17 protein-coding genes, 1 tRNA gene and 1 pseudogene are annotated in these 18,832 nt (G+C 41.2%); 9 read left to right on the top strand and 10 right to left on the bottom strand.

The window, feature by feature from the left end:
- The first annotated feature begins 143 nt into the window (after window positions 1–143).
- On the top strand, window positions 144–665 hold the full coding sequence (locus tag MST16_RS12600; protein ID WP_180010075.1) for a hypothetical protein: 522 nt from the start codon (window positions 144–146) through the stop codon (window positions 663–665).
- Between the two features lie 14 nt (window positions 666–679).
- Here MST16_RS12600 and MST16_RS12595 read toward each other — a convergent pair whose 3' ends face one another.
- On the bottom strand, window positions 680–901 hold the full coding sequence (locus tag MST16_RS12595; RefSeq protein ID WP_180010076.1) for a hypothetical protein: 222 nt from the start codon (window positions 899–901) through the stop codon (window positions 680–682).
- A gap of 334 nt (window positions 902–1,235) precedes the next feature.
- Between MST16_RS12595 and MST16_RS12590 the strand changes: the two are divergent.
- Window positions 1,236–2,128, top strand: a pseudogene (locus MST16_RS12590) (IS5 family transposase).
- 184 nt (window positions 2,129–2,312) lie between these two features.
- On the opposite strand, the gene gatB reads toward MST16_RS12590, so the two are convergent.
- Genes gatB through gatC form a run of 3 tightly spaced genes read right to left on the bottom strand, consistent with a single transcriptional unit; the run spans window position 2,313 to window position 5,632 of the window.
- The gene (gatB, locus tag MST16_RS12585; protein WP_180010077.1) at window positions 2,313–3,788 is read right to left on the bottom strand and encodes an Asp-tRNA(Asn)/Glu-tRNA(Gln) amidotransferase subunit GatB; all 1,476 of its coding nucleotides are present in this window, start codon (window positions 3,786–3,788) and stop codon (window positions 2,313–2,315) included.
- Complete coding sequence (gene gatA, locus MST16_RS12580) at window positions 3,788–5,266, bottom strand: Asp-tRNA(Asn)/Glu-tRNA(Gln) amidotransferase subunit GatA (RefSeq protein ID WP_180010078.1); 1,479 nt, start codon at window positions 5,264–5,266, stop codon at window positions 3,788–3,790. The genes gatB and gatA overlap by 1 nt, the downstream gene beginning before the upstream one ends.
- Window positions 5,267–5,317: 51 nt before the next feature.
- On the bottom strand, window positions 5,318–5,632 hold the full coding sequence (gene gatC / locus MST16_RS12575) for an Asp-tRNA(Asn)/Glu-tRNA(Gln) amidotransferase subunit GatC (RefSeq protein ID WP_078189985.1): 315 nt from the start codon (window positions 5,630–5,632) through the stop codon (window positions 5,318–5,320).
- A gap of 133 nt (window positions 5,633–5,765) precedes the next feature.
- Here gatC and MST16_RS12570 point away from each other — a divergent pair, with 133 nt between their 5' ends.
- The 6 genes from MST16_RS12570 to MST16_RS12545 all read left to right on the top strand — a co-directional run bounded on the left by MST16_RS12570 (window position 5,766) and on the right by MST16_RS12545 (window position 10,531).
- Entirely contained in the window at window positions 5,766–6,812 is a 1,047-nt protein-coding gene (locus tag MST16_RS12570; RefSeq protein WP_086178633.1) for a rod shape-determining protein, read from the top strand.
- Between the two features lie 16 nt (window positions 6,813–6,828).
- The gene (gene mreC / locus MST16_RS12565; RefSeq protein WP_078189984.1) at window positions 6,829–7,686 is read left to right on the top strand and encodes a rod shape-determining protein MreC; all 858 of its coding nucleotides are present in this window, start codon (window positions 6,829–6,831) and stop codon (window positions 7,684–7,686) included.
- Window positions 7,673–8,164 carry a rod shape-determining protein MreD gene (gene mreD, locus MST16_RS12560; RefSeq protein WP_168379038.1) on the top strand — a complete coding sequence of 164 codons (492 nt, stop codon included), beginning with the start codon at window positions 7,673–7,675 and terminating at the stop codon, window positions 8,162–8,164. Before mreC ends, mreD begins: the two co-directional genes overlap by 14 nt.
- Window positions 8,152–8,718 carry a Maf-like protein gene (locus tag MST16_RS12555; RefSeq protein ID WP_168379037.1) on the top strand — a complete coding sequence of 189 codons (567 nt, stop codon included), beginning with the start codon at window positions 8,152–8,154 and terminating at the stop codon, window positions 8,716–8,718. The genes mreD and MST16_RS12555 overlap by 13 nt, the downstream gene beginning before the upstream one ends.
- Window positions 8,719–8,760: 42 nt before the next feature.
- The gene (rng, locus tag MST16_RS12550; RefSeq protein WP_078189981.1) at window positions 8,761–10,215 is read left to right on the top strand and encodes a ribonuclease G; all 1,455 of its coding nucleotides are present in this window, start codon (window positions 8,761–8,763) and stop codon (window positions 10,213–10,215) included.
- 142 nt (window positions 10,216–10,357) lie between these two features.
- Window positions 10,358–10,531 carry a PA1571 family protein gene (locus MST16_RS12545; RefSeq protein ID WP_168379036.1) on the top strand — a complete coding sequence of 58 codons (174 nt, stop codon included), beginning with the start codon at window positions 10,358–10,360 and terminating at the stop codon, window positions 10,529–10,531.
- A gap of 311 nt (window positions 10,532–10,842) precedes the next feature.
- On the opposite strand, the gene MST16_RS12540 is transcribed toward MST16_RS12545, so the two are convergent.
- Both MST16_RS12540 and MST16_RS12535 read right to left on the bottom strand, forming a co-directional pair.
- Window positions 10,843–12,222, bottom strand: a complete 1,380-nt coding sequence (locus tag MST16_RS12540; protein WP_168379035.1) for a wax ester/triacylglycerol synthase family O-acyltransferase — start codon at window positions 12,220–12,222, stop codon at window positions 10,843–10,845.
- A gap of 167 nt (window positions 12,223–12,389) precedes the next feature.
- Window positions 12,390–13,124: a phosphoadenylyl-sulfate reductase gene (locus MST16_RS12535; protein ID WP_168379034.1), complete on the bottom strand. Its 735-nt coding sequence runs from the start codon at window positions 13,122–13,124 to the stop codon at window positions 12,390–12,392.
- 200 nt (window positions 13,125–13,324) lie between these two features.
- Between MST16_RS12535 and thrH the strand changes: the two genes are divergently transcribed.
- On the top strand, window positions 13,325–13,942 hold the full coding sequence (gene thrH, locus MST16_RS12530; RefSeq protein ID WP_180010079.1) for a bifunctional phosphoserine phosphatase/homoserine phosphotransferase ThrH: 618 nt from the start codon (window positions 13,325–13,327) through the stop codon (window positions 13,940–13,942).
- A 73-nt stretch (window positions 13,943–14,015) separates the two neighbouring features.
- On the opposite strand, the gene MST16_RS12525 is transcribed toward thrH, so the two are convergent.
- The 4 genes from MST16_RS12525 to MST16_RS12510 form a co-directional block, all read right to left on the bottom strand.
- A complete protein-coding gene (locus tag MST16_RS12525; protein ID WP_180010080.1) occupies window positions 14,016–15,164 on the bottom strand; it encodes an OmpP1/FadL family transporter in 1,149 nt (382 codons plus the stop codon).
- Between the two features lie 305 nt (window positions 15,165–15,469).
- Complete coding sequence (locus tag MST16_RS12520) at window positions 15,470–16,729, bottom strand: OmpP1/FadL family transporter (RefSeq protein ID WP_180010081.1); 1,260 nt, start codon at window positions 16,727–16,729, stop codon at window positions 15,470–15,472.
- Window positions 16,730–17,267: 538 nt separating this feature from the next.
- Window positions 17,268–17,340: transfer RNA gene (locus tag MST16_RS12515), tRNA-Arg, on the bottom strand.
- A gap of 73 nt (window positions 17,341–17,413) precedes the next feature.
- The gene (locus MST16_RS12510; protein ID WP_078189974.1) at window positions 17,414–18,802 is read right to left on the bottom strand and encodes an amino acid permease; all 1,389 of its coding nucleotides are present in this window, start codon (window positions 18,800–18,802) and stop codon (window positions 17,414–17,416) included.
- Window positions 18,803–18,832 lie beyond the last annotated feature (30 nt).

Here is an 18,832-nt window from a genome sequence, read left to right as displayed (position 1 = left end):
ATTGTTCACTTTAGTCGTAGCTAGATAGGTCCAAGATCAGGCAACAAGAAACAGGTTAAAAATCAGGTTGATTTTGCAATGTAATAACAGATGAACTGTCATGCTTTGTGGTACAAAGAACAGACTGTTAATGGAGTTTGCTTATGTCACGCTGTGTTTCCCCTGTACGCCACAGATTTTCTAAAATTGTTCGTTCTACGCTGATGGTAACTGCCTTGTTGGGAACAGTGCAAATGGCAAATGCAGGACCAACGGTCGATCAGTTGAGTGACTGTTTGGAGAAGTCCACCACAATTGCCGATAAAACTGCTGTAATGCAATGGACCTTTGTGGCTTTGGCTGCACATCCAGACCTGAAAGCATTTAGTAATGTGTCTGCTCAGCAGAAGGAAAGTCTGGATAAGAATCTGGCATCGGTATTACAGCGCATCTTGGTTGAGCAATGTTCGGCACAAACTAAGGCAGTGATTCAGGCAGAAGGTTTGGAAGCGGTGGGTAATAGCTTTCAGGCTTTAGGTCGTAGTACAGGTGAGGAAATTTTAAAAAATCCGGAAGTGAATAATCAGCTGAAAGGTGTGCTGCGTTATGTGGATTTGAATAAGCTAATCACCACGTTTTTGACACCGGATATCTGGAATAAGTTGGGTTCGATCAGAGGGAAATAAGGTATCTGTCGGGCTTATCTGAAGATGGCAGCGATGATTTTAATCAGCCAATAAATGGGATAGAAAATAACTTCTATTCCATTAGCAAATCCTAGTCCTCGCTGTTTTCTGCGAGGTTCTGGTTGCATTTCAGAGAGCCACTTACGGCATTTTGGAATCAATAGCAAAATGATGATGATCAGCGCAAATATGCCAATGGCGATCTGAATGATAAAGAGTAAAAGTTCAGGCGTCATTTTTGTTTTTCTTTGATGTTTTTGATTTTATAGCATAAATAATAATCCTTTTTCAACGATCACTTGCACTTTGTTTTTAGAGGTACTTCTCCCCTATGAAGCAATGCTTTAAAACTTGCTCAGGGGAGGGAACCTCGCATATTAAATTGATCAGATGGCAAAGTCTCCCTTTTTTAAAGGGAGACTTTTACGGTTTAAATGATCTTATTTCCAGTTACTTGGGAAGCTAAATAAATCTAAGCCAAAAGTTATTGGAAGTAGTAGATAAACAGATATGACAGGCTTTGTTGCACAAACCTATCTGTAAAGGCTTTTTCAGCGATATAATTTTCAAATGAAGAAGCCTACACACAAAATCTACCGCACAACCAATTGGCCCGCATATAACCGAGCACTCATGAGTCGCGGAAATATTGCCCTTTGGTTTGATCCTGCTACGCAATGGTATGCGCCATCAAAAGGCAAACAAGGGCGAAATCAAACCTACTCCGACGCAGCTATCCAATGCTGCTTAATGATTAAATCCTTATTCCGTCTATCTTTACGTATGGTCACTGGCTTTGTGCAAAGTCTGATTAAACTTTGCGGATTAAATTGGATAGCTCCAGATTACACCACGCTTTGTAGAAGACAAAAGCATATTGATATTGTAATCAGCTACCAAAAAAGTAGCGATGGGCTGCATCTACTCATGGACTCTACAGGCATGAAGTTTCATATCGTCGCCAATGGCGTAAACTTCATATTGGTATAGATGCTAAAACCCTACAAATACGAGCAGTTCAGCTTACAACCAATAATGTCAGTGATTCACAGGTGCTTGGTGATTTACTTAATCAGATTCCACAAGATGAGAAGATTAACTCTGTTTATACCGATGGAGCTTATGACACCAAGCAATGCCGTCAGGTCATTGCAGATCGGCAAGCGCATGCGGTGATTCCACCTAGAAAAAATGCGAAACCATGGAAAGATACAAAGAGTAGCTCGCTAGAGCGAAATGAATTACTTCGAACAATTAAACGTTTAGGCAGGACACTATGGAAAAAATGGTCAGGCTATCATCGGCGAAGTTTGGTTGAAACTAAGATGCATTGCATCAAATTATTAGGAGATAAACTCAGTGCAAGGAGTTTTGATAGCCAAGTGAATGAGATCCATGCACGTGTAGCAGTCCTTAACAGATTTACGGAATTAGGTCGACCACTTACCCAAGTTACGCCTTAAATTTAGCTCAATTAGGTGCGCTTTGCATTTCAAATCTTTGTGCAACAAAGCCGTGTGATTTAGAAAACCATATAAATTTAATACTTCAATTTGTTGAATAGATTTCATAAGTGCCTACTTGTAATAAAAAACCCCGCAATTTGCGAGGTTTTTATAACACAGATTTAATTAACTATGCTGTAAATCAACCAATCAATTTCTTCATCAATTCATTCACTTGTGCAGGGTTCGCTTTACCACGTGATGCTTTCATCACTTGACCAACTAGACCGTTAAAGGCTTTCTCTTTACCAGATTTATACTCTTCAACCATCTTCTCATTGGCAGCAAGTACTTCTTTAATAATTGCTTCAATCGCGCCTGTATCAGTTTCCTGTTTCAAGCCTTTTTCCGCAATAATTTCGTCTGCAGTTTTTCCTTCTTCCCACATAAAGCCAAACACTTGTTTCGCGATCTTACCGCTAATGGTGTTATCAACAATACGCGCGATCATGCCACCCAGTTTCTCACTCGACACAGGAGAATCAGCAAGGTCTAGGCCCGCTTTATTTAAAGCACCTGAGAATTCACCCATCACCCAGTTCGCAGCAATCTTACCTTGTGCAGCACCGCCAGCAGCTTTCACCACATCTTCGTAAAACTCTGACATTTCACGAGTCAGTGTTAAAACGTGAGCATCGTATTCAGTTACACCAAAGTCAGCCACGAAACGTGCACGACGTGCAGCAGGAAGCTCAGGCATGGTTGCTTTAATTGCTTCGATCTGCTCGTCTGCAATGATCACAGGCAACAAGTCAGGATCAGGGAAGTAGCGGTAATCGTTCGCTTCTTCTTTCGAACGCATTGAACGCGTTTCCATCTTCACAGGGTCGAACAAACGCGTTTCTTGGTCAATGGTGCCATCCCATTCTAGGATTTCCATTTGACGTTCAATTTCAACATTGATCGCTTGTTCAATGAAACGGAAAGAGTTCAAGTTTTTCAACTCACAACGCGTACCAAACGGTTGACCCGGACGACGTAAAGACACGTTACAGTCTGCACGGAACGAACCTTCTGCCATGTTACCGTCAGAAATGCCTAACCAACGAACAAGCGTGTGAATCGCTTTAATGTAGGCAACCGCTTCTTCAACCGAACGCATATCAGGTTCAGAGACAATCTCAAGTAAAGGTGTGCCTGCACGGTTTAAATCGATACCAGATTGACCTTCAAATTGGTCATGGATTGATTTACCTGCATCTTCTTCAAGGTGCGCACGTGTTACGCCAATGCGTTTAACCGTGCCATCTTCAAGTTGGATGTCGATATGACCCAAGCCCACAATCGGGTTGTCCATTTGGCTAATTTGATAGCCTTTTGGAGAGTCAGGGTAGAAATAGTTTTTACGTGCAAACACAGATGCTTGGTCGATGTAAGCATCAATACCCAAACCAAAGCGAATCGCAAGATCAACTACTTCTTTGTTGAGTACTGGCAATACGCCCGGCATTGCCAAGTCAACAAGGCTCGCTTGCGTATTTGGGTCTTGACCAAACGTAGTCGATGAACCTGAGAAAATTTTGGTATTGGTCGCAAGCTGAGTGTGAATCTCAATACCAATAACGACTTCCCAACCATCAATCAGGTTAGATTTTGGTTTAGCAGCGTTTTTAGACATTATGCATTCTCCTCAGCAATTGCAGCGCGTTGTGTATGCCAATCGGTTGCTTGTTGGTACTGATGCACAACAGACAACAATTGAGATTCTGACCAGTAGTTACCAATCAGCTGTAAGCCAACAGGCAAGTTGTCTTTGTCAAAACCAACAGGCGCGTTAATCGCAGGAAGACCTGCCAAGTTCACCGCGATGGTGTAAATGTCACCCAAGTACATTTCTACAGGAGATAAGTTTGCACCAATCTTATATGCAGTTGTCGGTGCAGCAGGGGCAGCAATCACGTCTACAGATTCAAATGCTTTTAAGAAGTCTTGTTGAATTAAACGACGTACTTTTTGCGCTTTCACATAATAAGCATCGTAGTAACCGGCAGAAAGCGCGTATGTACCAATCAAGATACGTTGCTGAACTTCTTTACCAAAACCTTCAGAACGTGAACGTTTGTACAAGTCCATTAAGTCCACAGGATTTTCACAGCGGTAGCCATAACGTACACCGTCGAAACGAGATAAGTTAGACGATGCTTCCGCAGGTGCGATCAAGTAATACGTTGGTACGTAGCTTTCAGTCATGTTCAGGTCAATCTCAACCAAGATTGCGCCCATTTCTTCAAGCTTTTTCAACGATTCTTCAACGCGTGCTTTTACGTCCGCATCTAAACCAGCAACATTAAAGTACTGTTTCGGAATACCGATGCGTAAACCTTTTACAGAAGTGCCGTTTAAGTTTGCTACGTAGTTATCTACGTCTTTTTCAACAGAAGTTGAATCTTTCGCATCATGACCTGCCATCACGTTCATGAGGTAAGCACAGTCTTCAGCCGAACGTGCCATTGGGCCGCCTTGGTCTAAAGATGATGCATACGCGATCATACCGAAACGTGAAACACGACCGTAAGTCGGTTTAAGGCCAGTCAAACCGCAGAATGATGCAGGCTGACGGATTGAACCGCCTGTATCTGTGCCTGTTGCGAACGGAGCAAGATCAGCAGCTACCGCAGCAGCAGAACCGCCTGAAGAACCACCCGGAACATGGTTTAAGTTCCACGGGTTCGCAGTCGCGCCATAAAATGAATTTTCAGAGGTCGAACCCATGGCGAATTCATCCATGTTCACTTTACCTAAAGTGACAAGGCCCGCAGCTTTACCTTTCGCTACAACGGTCGCGTCGTAAGGAGAGATAAAATTGTCCAGCATTTTAGAACCAGCAGTGGTTTTAATGCCTTGGGTACAGAAAATATCTTTATGTGCAATTGGTACACCGGTCAACGCAGTTGCATTGCCCGCTTTAATTGCAGCATCAGCCGCATCTGCTTGCGCAAGTGCTTGTTCAGCTGTCACGGTCACGTATGACTTGACTTGAGCATCGATTTTTTCAATGCGTTTTAAATAGTGTTCAGTCAATTCGCGTGAAGAAAATTTAGCGCCAGCCAAACCTTCAGACAATTCACGAATTGATAAGCGATGTAAATCTGTCATGAGAAATATTTCTTTACGTTTAATTTGAAAAAATGTTGATCTGAATAAAAACTATTCAATCACACGCGGAACAAGGTACAAGCCATCCTGTACGGCAGGAGCAACTGCTTGATATGCTTCGCGATGATTGGTCTCAGATACCACGTCTTCACGTAAGGGCTGTGGATTGTCGAATGGACTTTTTAGTGGTTCAACACCGTCAGTATCGATGCCTTTCAGGGTTTCCATCATGCCTAAAATTTTATTTAAACTTTGAGCATAGTCGGCAGATTGCGCTTCATCTAGCGACAATCGAGCCAGATGGGCAATCGCTGAAACTGTTTGTGCATTTAGATCTGCAGAATGCTGTGCATCCGATGTAGACATAACATTACCTAATCAGTATTAAAAAAATTCAAAATATCGTGGCTTATAATAAGCGATTGACTTGTTCAAATCATCACATTTAGTTAAAGTTGCCACCTTGCGTCCATATAAAAGTTTAACTGAGAACGTCCCCGTGATTCTAAAACGACTAATTGGCTTGTTTTCGCCGGATCTTGCCATTGATTTAGGCACTGCAAATACACTTATTTATGCGCCAGGACGAGGCATTATATTAAATGAACCGACGGTGGTGGCAATTCGCCACAGTGGTTCACAAAAAATCGTTGCCGCAGTAGGTCTTGACGCGAAGCAAATGCTAGGTCGTACACCTGCAAATATTTCTGCGATTCGCCCAATGAAAGATGGTGTGATTGCTGACTTTGAAGTCACTGAAACGATGTTGAATCAATTCATTGGCAAAGTGCACGAAAAACGTTTGTTCCCACCTGCACCGCGTGTCGTGGTGTGTGTGCCATGTAAATCGACGTTGGTGGAACGCCGTGCAATCCGTGAAGCTGTATACAATGCAGGTGCACGTGAAGTTCGCTTAATTGAAGAGCCAATGGCTGCTGCAATTGGTGCAGGTATGCCTGTTGAGCAAGCTTGTGGTTCGATGGTTGTCGATGTTGGTGGTGGTACAACTGAAATCGCGATCATTTCACTTCAAGGTTGTGTCTATGCAGACTCACTACGTATCGGTGGTGATGTATTTGATGAGCAAATTATTAACTACGTGCGTAAAGCACATGGTTGTGTGATTGGTGAAACCACTGCAGAAAACATCAAAAAAGAAGTTGGTATGGCGCTTCCAGAAGAAGGTGCAAAACCTTTGGAAATCGAAGTCCGTGGTCGTAACTTGGCTGAAGGTGTACCTCGTGCGATTACCGTAACTTCTGATGAAGTGACTCAAGCGATTTCTGATCCACTGCAAAACATTGTGGCTGCGGTTAAATCTGCACTTGAGCAAACGCCACCTGAGTTGTCTTCAGACATCGCAGAACGCGGTATTGTGTTGACTGGTGGTGGTGCATTACTTCGTAATCTTGATAAGCTGCTTGCAAAAGAAACAGGTCTTCCTGTGGTGGTTGCAGAAGATCCACTATCTTGTGTTACACGTGGTGGCGGTAAGGTTCTCGAATTCTTCGATAACCCAAATCATGATATGTTATTTGTAGGCTAAGAAAAGGACTCGGCGGGTGCAAACGCAACTGTTTTCAAGACAACCGCCATCTTTTCGCTCATTTATCATTGCGGTGATTACATGCTTGGTGGTGCTTTTCTTTGATTGGCGCATGCCACATGTAATTCAACCGGCCAGAGACGTCTTGTATGCGGCATATAATCCAATTTATGCACTTGCAAGCTATCCAGTGTTATCGCGAGAATGGCTGAATCAACAAACCAAGTCTGAAGCTCAATTACGTCGTGAAAATACCGCGATGCAAGCAGAGTTAATTCAGGCTCAAGTCCGTTTACAGAAACTTTCTGAACTTTCTGCTGAAAATACTCGACTACGTGGACTACTCGATACACCACTCATTATTGATGGCCGTATGGAGATTGCCGAAGTCATTGGTACCGATGCTGATCCCTTACGTCATATTATTGTGATTAACCGTGGAGCCAGCAGTCAGCTTAAAGTGGGACAAACTGTACTCGATGACAAGGGTATTATGGGGCAAATTATCAATGTTTACCCACATAGTAGCCGTGTCATGTTGCTCTCAGACAAAGAGCACTCTTTATCCGTGCGGATGGAGCATACCGGTATGCGCGCAATCGTTACGGGTACAGGTGACTTAGGTCGACTTAAGATGGAATACGTGCCAACCAGTGCCAATATCAAAGTCGGTGAAAAAGTCTATAGCTCAGGGCTAGGAGCACATTTCCCAGCGGGTTATTTGGTAGGTACAGTGTCGAAAGTCAGTCGTCACAATAGCGGTGAATTTGCCCAAATTGATATCAATCCTGCTGCCCAATTGGCAGGTGGTCATCATGTGGTTGTGCTATTTTCCGATTCTTTAGCGATGGAGCAACCGCATGTCACTCGCTAAGCTTAGTCGTCATACAGAGCGCGACCCATTATTTCCGATTATCTTTTCCATCATTTTGGCATCCGTGCTGATGGTGTATCCGCTTTCTTATGACTTATCGGGTTGGCGTCCATTATTCATGATGATGATCATGCTATTTTGGGTACTCTGTCAGCCGACATGGTGCGGTGTTTGGTTTGCATTTGCCACAGGTCTCTTTACGGACTTATTGACTGATGCGCCATTTGGCATGAACGCACTGAGTTTTGTGGTCATTGCATTTGTGACACGCTTTTTGACCCGTGAACGTCGTATCCTCACATTTGGTAATTTATGGATTATTGCTGCAATGGCAATTTTCGCGCATTTACTGTTTGTGTGGATTGTTCAAGTGATGGGTGGAGCACAGTTTTCATTTGCCCGCCATTGGCAGCCAATTGTTACTAGCTTACTCATTTGGCCAATCATGTATTACTTCTTGAGAAAATGGCGCATATAATTTTAGCTTCGAGTTCTCCTCGACGACGCGAACTATTGCAACAATTAGGTCTGGAATTTGAAATTTTCAGTCCAGATATTGATGAGTCCGTGTTGGAAGGAGAACCTGTAGCGGATTATGTAGAGCGTTTAGCACGTGCTAAAGCTTGCGCAGTACAACAACAATTCCCTGATGCTATTGTTATTGCCGCCGATACCAGTTTAGGCGTTGATGAGCACATTTTAGGAAAACCAGCGTCGAAAGCACATGCTTTTTCTATGTGGGAAATGATCTCTGGACGAAAACATGATGTGTTTTCAGGTGTTTGTGTCAGTACAAAAGATCAAATATACAGTATAGTAGTGCGCACACAGGTTGAATTTCAAACGCTGAGTCTAGCTGACATGGAAAGCTATTGGGCAACAGGTGAACCAATCGGCAAGGCGGGAGCCTACGCCATTCAAGGAATTGCTGCGCGCTATATTCCTTGTATTGAAGGGAGCTACAGCAATGTCGTTGGGCTGCCTTTGCATGAAACCGTACAGTTATTACAGACAGTTAAGGCATTAAATTAACTGCTGCAACACAAGAATTTTTATAATGTTTTGAGTTTTGATATGTCTGACGAGTTGTTGATTAACGTCACACCGATGGAATGTCGGGTGGCGTTGATTCAAAACGGTACGGTCAATGAATTATTTGTTGAGCGCACCGTGAAGCGTGGGTTAGTGGGCAATATTTATAAAGGGAAAGTTGTTCGTGTGCTTCCGGGTATGCAGGCTGCTTTTATTGATATTGGATTGTCGAGAACGGCTTTTTTACATATCAATGATATGGTCTGGCAGCGCAATCAACCGACCCCGAACGTTTTTGAGCTGTTACAACCGGGACAAGTACTCACCGTACAAGTGATGAAAGATATGTTGGGTACAAAAGGTGCACGACTATCAACTGATCTTTCTATTCCTTCCCGTTACCTCGTTTTAATGCCATATGGCAGTCATACCGGTGTTTCACAGCGCATTGAGTCTGAAGAAGAACGTGATCGCTTGCGTAGCATGATTGAACGCATTCAAAAGGAACACAATTTACCGGGTTCAGTCATCGTTCGTACTGCTGCTGAAGGTATTCCTGAATGTGAAATTGCGCAGGACATGGCTTATTTAGCAAAACTGTGGGAATACATACAACGTAAACAACGCAGTATTGTCGTACCTTCTTTGATTTTTGAAGAGCTACCTTTACCTCAACGCGTCATCCGTGATTTGGCCAATGAAGATACTTCTAAAATTCAGGTCGACTCACGCGAAGTGCATGGCAAATTGCAAGAGTTTGTCCAAGAATTTGTACCGAGTATGCAAAATCGCTTACTGCATTATCCGGGTGAGCGTCCAATTTTTGACTTGTACAATGTCGAAGAGGATATTCAGAAAGCCTTACAGACACGTGTAGCACTTAAGTCTGGCGGCTACCTGATGATCGATCAAACTGAAGCGATGACCACGATTGATGTCAACACAGGCTCCTACGTCGGTGGTCGTTCGCTTGAAGACACTGTGTTTAAAACCAATATGGAAGCCACACAGGTCATTGCACGTCAGCTCCGACTACGTAACTTGGGCGGGATTATCATTATTGACTTCATTGATATGCAAGAAGCACATCATCGTGAAGAGGTGATGAGCCAGTTTGAGAAAATGCTTGAGCGCGATCATGCTAAAACCAAGATCACTCAAGTGTCTGAGCTGGGTTTGGTGGAAATGACTCGGAAACGCACCCGTGAATCTCTGGAGCATCTGCTTTGTGATTCTTGCCCGACCTGTCAGGGGCGTGGTTATGTGAAAACGGCTGAAACAGTTTGCTATGAAATTTTCCGTGAAATCTTGAGATATGCACGTGCTTATGAGTCACAAAGTGGCTTTACCGTGGTGGCACATCCGTCGGTGATTGACCGATTGTTAACTGCTGAAGCACCTGCGGTAGCTGATTTAGAGCACTTTATTAGCCGTGTGATCAAGTTCCAAGTGGAAAATTTATATACGCAAGAGCAATACGATATCATTCTGAGCTGAAATTGTAACAGAATATCGTTAAACACTTGTTACAACTGAGATTTTACTTTTGAACTGTTATTTTGAATACTAGACACATCAAATAGCCAAAGCCATTTTCCTGCATTGGACTTGAAAATGGTTTAGCAAAAAGAGGTGTACTATGGGTGTTAGTAAAACAGTAATGAAAAGTGGTCTTAAAACTGTTGTTGAAGCAAAAGCGATCCATTCAGGTTATATCGTGGATGAACGTGGTAATGAAGTTCAAATTACAGCGTCTATGATTCGTTCTGCTTGTCATCAGTTACTTAAACAGTGCCGAGCTATCAAAGCTTAAATATTGAAATATAAATAATGTAATCCAGAGGGTTAAAGTGCTAACGCGCAATTCTAAAATATTTAATGCGCTAAAATTTTATAAATAATGGAAAATAAACTTAATTATCAGTTCGTATCTACAAGTCATAATTAAACAATAACAACGGATTTGTTCACCTAAATTTTAGCTTATACACGTAAATTGCTCCAAAAAATCACTCAAAGTTCAAATGATAAAAACCCGTCTAGATTGTTTAATTTAGACGGGTTTTTATCATTATGTATGGTTCAAGATGCTGATGAATTGATACCAAATCTAGAAACAGGCGGTTAGCTAACCGCCTGTAACTTTGGGGAATCTTGGTTCACAATAGTTTCAAATCGTTGAATTTCTTCTTCCAAATGCGTGAGTAAATTTTGCATTTTTGGCAGCGCATTACGACATGCCGTTAAACCCACTTCAAGCTTATCTAAATAGCTGGTCATGGTGATATTAAGCGCTTGACCATCCAAAACAATGGACGCAGGGTAGAGCGCTTCTAAACGTGCACCATTCCAATATAACGGCTCTTGTGGGCCGGGAACATTCGAAATGACCAAGTTAAAGGCCTGACGTTTTGGCATAAAGCCTGAAGCAATATTCAAACCTGCTGCACTGTAGACAAAAGCACTGTAGTTTAAAATTTGATTCGAGTTCATACGCTTAAAGCGCTCTTTGGCATTGAGCACGCTACGACGCACAATCTTCAACCGTTCTAGTGGATCTTCTTTATGGGTTCCAAGATTGGCCAAAATCATGGTAATACGGTTAGACATATCTGAATCATCGGTACGCACAGATGCAGGCACCATGGCAATTAATGGCTTTTTAGGTAAAGCATTTTGTGTAATTAAATACTCACGTAATGCGCCTGAACAAATTGCGAGCACAATATCGTTAATTGTTACGCCGAGTGACTTGGCAATATGTGACAAACGTGAAAATTCAAAAGACTGAGCAGCGAAACGACGAGAAGAACTAACCCGTTGGTTTAATATTGAACTCGGCGCTTGGAAACTAGACACATAATCTGGGTTACGCCCCATATCTTTCATTACTGTTTGTGACAGTTCGTACAAAACTCGTGGAGTTGAGTCAAGTTGTCCCTTAATGGTCGATAACAGACCTTTCATACGACTGGATTTAGGCTGTTTCAGGCGTTTTGCACGAGGGCCTTCTACACACCATGGTGGCACAATTCTTTTAGCATCTGGATCATGCGAAAGTGATTTTTCAACTAAACGCATACCTGCAATGCCATCGACCATCGCGTGGTGGATTTTGAAGTACATCGCAAAACGATTGCCTTCAATGCCTTCAATAATATGGCAGGTCCAAAGCGGTTTTGCACGGTCAATCAGCGCACTGTGTTCCTGTGAAATATAAGTCAAAAGTTCACGGATACGACCGGGATGCGGCAGTGCGATATGGCGGAAGTGATGATCTAAATCAAACTCTTCGTCTTCATCCCAAAAGAAGCCGTTGAGTTTATTGTTAAAAGGAGGAATAGGAATGGATTTTGAATTACGAATATCTGCGACTAAATCTTGAATAAAAGTATCTGGTGCATTGTCAGGGATCTGAAATAAAAATAGACCACCTACGTGCATCGGTTGTTGCCGTTTCTCTAAATTTAAGAATATGAAATCAATAGGATGTAATGGACGCATAGCGTTGATTGCCTCACTGCAATTTCTACAGCTGCTCATGTATGAGTAGCATTGTTAGAATTATTAAATTGTCATTTGCAGTATAGCGTTTTTACGTTGAAATGATACGGAATTATGTGTATCGATGCGTTGAAAAAAACCACTGCTATGCAGTGGTTTTGTGATCTTTATTTTTTCATGTTGCCTGCGTGTAAGCCGCATTCTTTATGGGTTGCATCTTCCCACCACCAGCGACCTTCACGTTCGTGTTGATTCGGTAAAACAGGTCGAGTACATGGTTCACAGCCAATCGAGATAAAGCCACGTTCGTGTAGTGGATTATATGGAATTTCCATGAGACGGATATAGTTCCATACATCAGCGCTAGACCAGTTTGCCAAAGGATTATATTTAATCAATTGCTTGCCCGGACCTGAAAAACCTGGGTCAGCTTGTACCACTGGAATTTCATTACGTGTGCCTGGGCTTTGGTCTTTACGTTGACCTGTGATCCAGCCATCTAAAGTGGCTAGTTTTTTACGCAAAGGTTGTACTTTACGGATACCACAGCATTCTTTATGTTCATCTTGATAGAAGCTAAAAAAGCCCTTTTCTGTTACCAGTTTTTGTACGGCATCACTTTCTGGGAAACAGATTTCAATATCAATTTTATAATGTTTACGGACAGTATCTAAAAATTGGTAAGTTTCAGGGTGTAAGCGACCGGTATCTAAACTAAATACACGAAAAGGAATCCCTAAGTTTGATGCAAGATCAATCAGTACAACATCTTCTGCACCAGAAAAGGAAATCGCAACTTCACCTTGCTGGCTAAGCGCAAGTTTCATAATCTCAGAAGGTGATTTATCTGCATATTCAGATGCAAGTGCATCGACAAGGTCAATAGTAGGGATGGTAGTCATGAATGTCCTGGCTATAGGCTTGGAACGTTAAAACCTATATTAATTTATTTCAGAACTATTTTAATGGAAATGCTAAAACACACTTATCACTAAAAAATAGATACTTATGAAAAAAATAGATTTAAAAAAGAACAATGCATTTTTTTATTCTTCCGCTATGATAATGAAAAATTTTTTTCACATAACAGAGGGTAGAGTGCATGGAAGTCGTTTGTTTAGATCTAGAAGGGGTTTTAGTACCTGAAATTTGGATTAATTTTGCGAAAAAAACAGGCATTAAAGAACTTGAAGCAACGACTCGTGACATTCCAGATTACGATGTGTTGATGACTCAGCGTTTAAATATCCTAAAACAACACGGTTTGGGTTTAAACGATATTCAAGACGTAATCGCAGATATGGGGCCATTTGAAGGTGCAAAAGAGTTTGTAGAGTGGGTGCGTACTCATTTTCAATTGATTATTCTTTCAGATACTTTCTATGAGTTTGCACATCCATTAATGCAGCAACTTGGTTGGCCAACGATTTTCTGCCACAAATTAGAAACTGATGAAAATGGTATGATCTCAGCTTATAAGCTTCGTCAACCTGATCAAAAGCGTAAAGCCGTTCAAGCATTGCATGGGTTAAACTTCCGGGTGATTGCAGCAGGTGATTCTTATAACGATACGACGATGCTTAGTGAAGCAGATGCGGGTTTCTTATTTGATGCACCTGAAAATGTGATTGCAGAATTCCCACAATTCCCTGCAATTAATGGTTATGAAGCATTAAAAGAAGCAATTCGTGGTGCTTCGGTACGTGATATTCCAGCTTAATCTGAAGCTGAGTACAACAAAGGGCATCATTTGATGCCCTTTGTTATTTATGCGGTTTTAACAGTGCATTGATTTAGAAGCGGTAGCCGAATTTTAGACCATAACCCAAAGCATAGTTGTCTTCAAATTCACCAACGTCTGTTGTACCCGTACGTGCAGTGGCATCACCCAACCAAAAATATTTTACGCCAGCTTGAATAAAATAGTTTTCTGCTGGGCTATATTGACCACCTAAGCCAACACTCCAATTCCCTTCAACAGGGCCTAAAGTCGTAATAGGGTTGCCAGCACCCGAATCGTAACCTACAGATGCAGAACCAGACCATTTGCTGTTAAATTTATGGCCTACACCAACATTAGCTGACCATTGGTCGTCTGAGTAATCAATAAGATTTTGACGGACATGAGGTGCTGGAATTGAACTTACGTTACCAAGTAAAGTTGGTTTAACCGCAAACTGGCTCCAATGTACCCAACGAACATTGGCAAATGCTAGCGTATCTTTAGCAATACCTGTTTGGAAATCTAAGTTAACTGATTGAGGTGTTGTTGCATCAACAGATGATGTCAGCGCACTTAAAGATAGATACGGTAGAAGCGTTTCATTGGATTTTGTATTATGTTCAATTTCAGAGCGGTAGGTAATAGCCGCTTTTAATGCAATTTCAGGAATCGAATAAGCAACACCTGCTAACCAGCCATAAGCTTCTTCACGTTCCATTTCGATGTTATAAGTACCAAGTTTGTCATTACCACCATAAGCAGCACCACGTAGTTTGATATTGGCTTCTACAGTTTGCCAAACTGGACCTGCATAAAAGTTCCAATTTTCGTTTGGTTGGTAACCAATTAGGGCAGTTAAGCTTTCAGTTTTAACATCTACAGATGTACCTTGAGCACCATTACCAAATACTTGCGATGCAGCATCATATTCAGCTTCTGCACCGTATGGTTGGTCGTAAATTAAACCTAGTGAAATTTTGTCAGTCGCTTGTACTTTGACAGCAGCGGAAGGGAAGTAATATGACTTCGCCATGTCATCGACATTAAGTTCATTTGACTTTACTTCTGCATCTAGAACAGTGATACCTGCTTCTGCATAGTTACCAGGTTGTAAGAATGCTGAAATAGACTGACCTGAACGATCTAGACCCGCTGCAAATAATGATGCTGTTGGTAAAGCGGTAAGTAAAATTGCGTAGCTAAGGTGATTTAAGCGCATACTTTTCCCTGTTTGTAACTTTTGATGTTATTTCAATGTGTGGAAAGTAACATAAATAGAAAAACAGTAAATAAGAGTTGCTACTCTAAAATTGAACTAGGGAAGTTAAAAAATGAGCATGACTAGAGTATTTATTCTAGTGATTGATAATTATCTTTATGATTTTTAAATGAAAAATTAGAGTAAAAAGCTTAGTTTTTGATAAATGTTTTAGTAAATTTAAATGTTTATTGTTTGATCAAACAAGATAGGGAAAGAATAAAAAGTTAGGGCCATAGCGAACTATGGCCCGAATCATATTTAAATTAGAACCGGTAACCGATTTTTAAACCGTATGCCCAAGCATCGTTATCTTCAAATGATGCTACTGATTCATTTGTACCAAACATTGATGCAGGTTGTGCTTCAGCATCACCTAACATGAAGTATTTAACACCACCTGCGATAAAGTAGTTAGGCGCTGGGCTGAATTGTAAACCTAAGCCAACGTTCCAGTAGCCTTCAGTAGGACCAAGTGTTGATACAGGGTTGCCTGCACCAGAATCCCAACCTACAGAAACGTTACCAGCCCATTGTTCACTCAATTTACGACCTATACCAACTGTAGCATTGATTTGATCGTCAGAATAAGCAACAAGGTCAAATCCACCAACAGGACCACGATCAAGGGCACCTAATTTTTCAGATGCTTTACCAAAAGCGGTTGGGCGAATTGCAAAATTTGACCAATCTACCCAACGTACATTTGCAAATGCGACAGTGTCGGCCATGATACCAGTTTGAAAATCAAGGTTAACAGACTGCGGTGTGGTGATCTTAGTGTCAGCACGCGTTGAAAAAGCACCGTCTAGTAGAGCACTGCTTCCAGTTTCAGTGGTTGCAGCTTCGTGATCAATCTCAGAACGGTAAGTAATAGATGCTTTTAAAGCAATTTCTGGGATTTGGTACGCTAATCCTGCTAACCAACCAACGGCACTATCTTCTTTCATATTTGCATTATATAAACCGAGAGCTTGGTTTGCTCCATATGCAATACCGCGTAGTTGAACATCACCTTTTACTGTTTGATAAACACCACCGCCGTATATGTTAAAATTTTCAATTGGTTGAAAACCTAATATCATCGAGATATTTTGAGTGTTAACTTCGACTTCCGTTGTTTCGCCCATTAATTGGAATGCGCCAGGGTTACCTGCAACTGGTAGTGTTTGATCTGTTGCACTATATTTAGCTTCTGCACCAAAAGGTTGATCATATAGTAAACCAAAAGAAAAATTATCAGTTAGCTGTAATTTTAATGCTGCTTGTGGAAAATAGTAATCACCCGCCATGTCATCTAGTGATGTATTAGCAAGAGCTCCTAATGTTGGGTTGCTAGCAGGTGCAGTGCTGTTCATCTTCCCTGAAACATTCGGATCTAAAACCGAAATACCTGCTTCAAAATAGTTCCCTGGTTGTAAAAATGCAGAAATAGATTGTCCTGAACGATCTAGTGCTGCTGCAAAAGCACCTGTCATTGGAACTGAAGCAAGAATCATGGCTGTAGCTAAAGTTTTTAATTTCATTCTTCGTCATTCCTTGAGATACGAATTTGATTTTTATGGTTACTGCATATATTCGTTATGGAAAACTTCTTAATACTCTTAGGCTTAATTGTTACTCCATGTGACAAAAATAGCACAATTAAAATAAGAGTAAATGCTCTAGATTGAAAAATATGGCTAAAAGTTGCTATTTTTAGAGTAAAAGTACTAATTAGTATATATAACATTTTGATTATTATTTAATATTTTCATTTAGCGCATTATTTTCTAAACCTAGAAAAAAATTGAAAAAATTTTGATATGAGCAGTCATAAATTGATTTTTTGGCCTTATGGACCATACTATGTGTCGTTTTTTGCATTGAGAGGTAGGTGGTTAGCACATTTTAAAGCGCTATTTAACTGTTCTTAAAAATAGTCTTTGAACAGTAATCTTTGTAAAAACAATAACTAAGTTAAAAACTGTAATTGATGGGTTTTTAGTGTGAAAGGTTCTTTCTTTATATTTATTGGTATATGGGGGATTACAAATACAGGGAGGAGGGATATCTCAGAAATTGTGCGCTCTGCGGGACTCGAACCCACGTCGGTCGCTTAGGAGGCAACTGCTCTATCCAGTTAAGCTAAGAGCGCAAGACGGAGGCTAATGTACTCCTATTTTAGCTAAAAAAAAAGTTATTGCCGAAACAATAACTTTTTAAATTACTTAGTCTTTATGAACTTCATTGGGGTCAATGTCGCTCAAATCTTTAGGATTAAGATAGTTAAACATTAATAACATGACTGTAATCCAAACAGGGATCATTAGAACAGATTCCATAAAGCCCTGAGTCCACATAATAAAGAGAACTAAAGCAATAAAGATCAGAACGATGTAGTTGCTGACTGGTGCCCAAAGTGCAGGATAAGACGTTGTAAAATTCAAAATACGTTTTGCACGACGGAACTGTAAGTGAGTCATGGTAATCATCGCCCAGTTAAGGACAAGTGCACCAACCACCACATACATTAAGTGACCAAGCGCATCTTCAGGTACGAAGTAGTTTAAGAGTACGCAACCGAAAATCAGGACTGCAGAAAGTAATACCGCTGGAATTGGCACGCCACTTTTGTTGGTTTTAGCGAAAACTTTTGGAGCATTACCTTGCTTCGCCAAGCTGTAAAGCATACGGCTATTGGCATACATACCGCTGTTATAAACAGACAGTGCTGCAGTTAAAATAATGAAGTTCAGTAAATGTGCAGCCCAATCAATACCCAGTTGGCTAAAGATCATCACAAATGGACTTTTGTCTAGACCACCAAGTTCAAGCTGATTCCATGGCACAAGTGATAATAGAATAGTCAAAGAACCCACGTAGAAAATCAAAATACGAAAAACAACTTGGTTAATCGCTTTAGGAATAGTTTCTTTTGGATTTTCAGCTTCCGCTGCCGCCATACCAATCAGTTCAATACCACCGAAGGCGAACATCAAGAATGCCAGCATGAAGAATAAGCCTTCAAAACCATTTGGGAAGAAGCCGCCCTGACTCCATAAGTTGGTAAATGATGCTGTTGAATTGGCATCTGCAGTAAGTAGCAAATACAAACCAAATACGATCATCGAAATAACCGCAGTGACTTTAATAATCGACAGCCAAAACTCTGATTCACCATAAAACTTCACATTACCTAAGTTTACTAAAGTAATGATCACGAAGAAGAACAGTACAGATGCCCACGCTGGAATATGAGGCCACCAATAATTGATGTATTTCGCAACAGCGGTGAGTTCTGTCATAGCCACTAAAATATAGAGAATCCAGTAGTTCCAACCTGTTAAGAAACCTGGAAATTTCCCCCAATATTTATATGCAAAATGGCTAAATGAACCCGCTACAGGTTCATGGACGATCATTTCACCCAACTGACGCATAATTAGAAAGGCGATCAGACCGCCAATGGCGTAGCCGAGAATAATGGATGGTCCAGCAGATTGAATCACATGCGCTGAGCCCAAGAATAAGCCTGTACCAATTGCACCACCCATGGCAATCAATTGAATATGACGATTCTTTAAGCCACGCTTGAGTTCGGAGGAATTGGTAGTCAAGTTACTCTTCCCGAGAATGGTTTAATTTTG

The organism is Acinetobacter sp. YH16040_T, from assembly GCF_024605785.1.
Taxonomy (GTDB): domain Bacteria; phylum Pseudomonadota; class Gammaproteobacteria; order Pseudomonadales; family Moraxellaceae; genus Acinetobacter; species Acinetobacter amyesii.
This window is presented reverse-complemented; position numbering and strand designations above follow the sequence as displayed.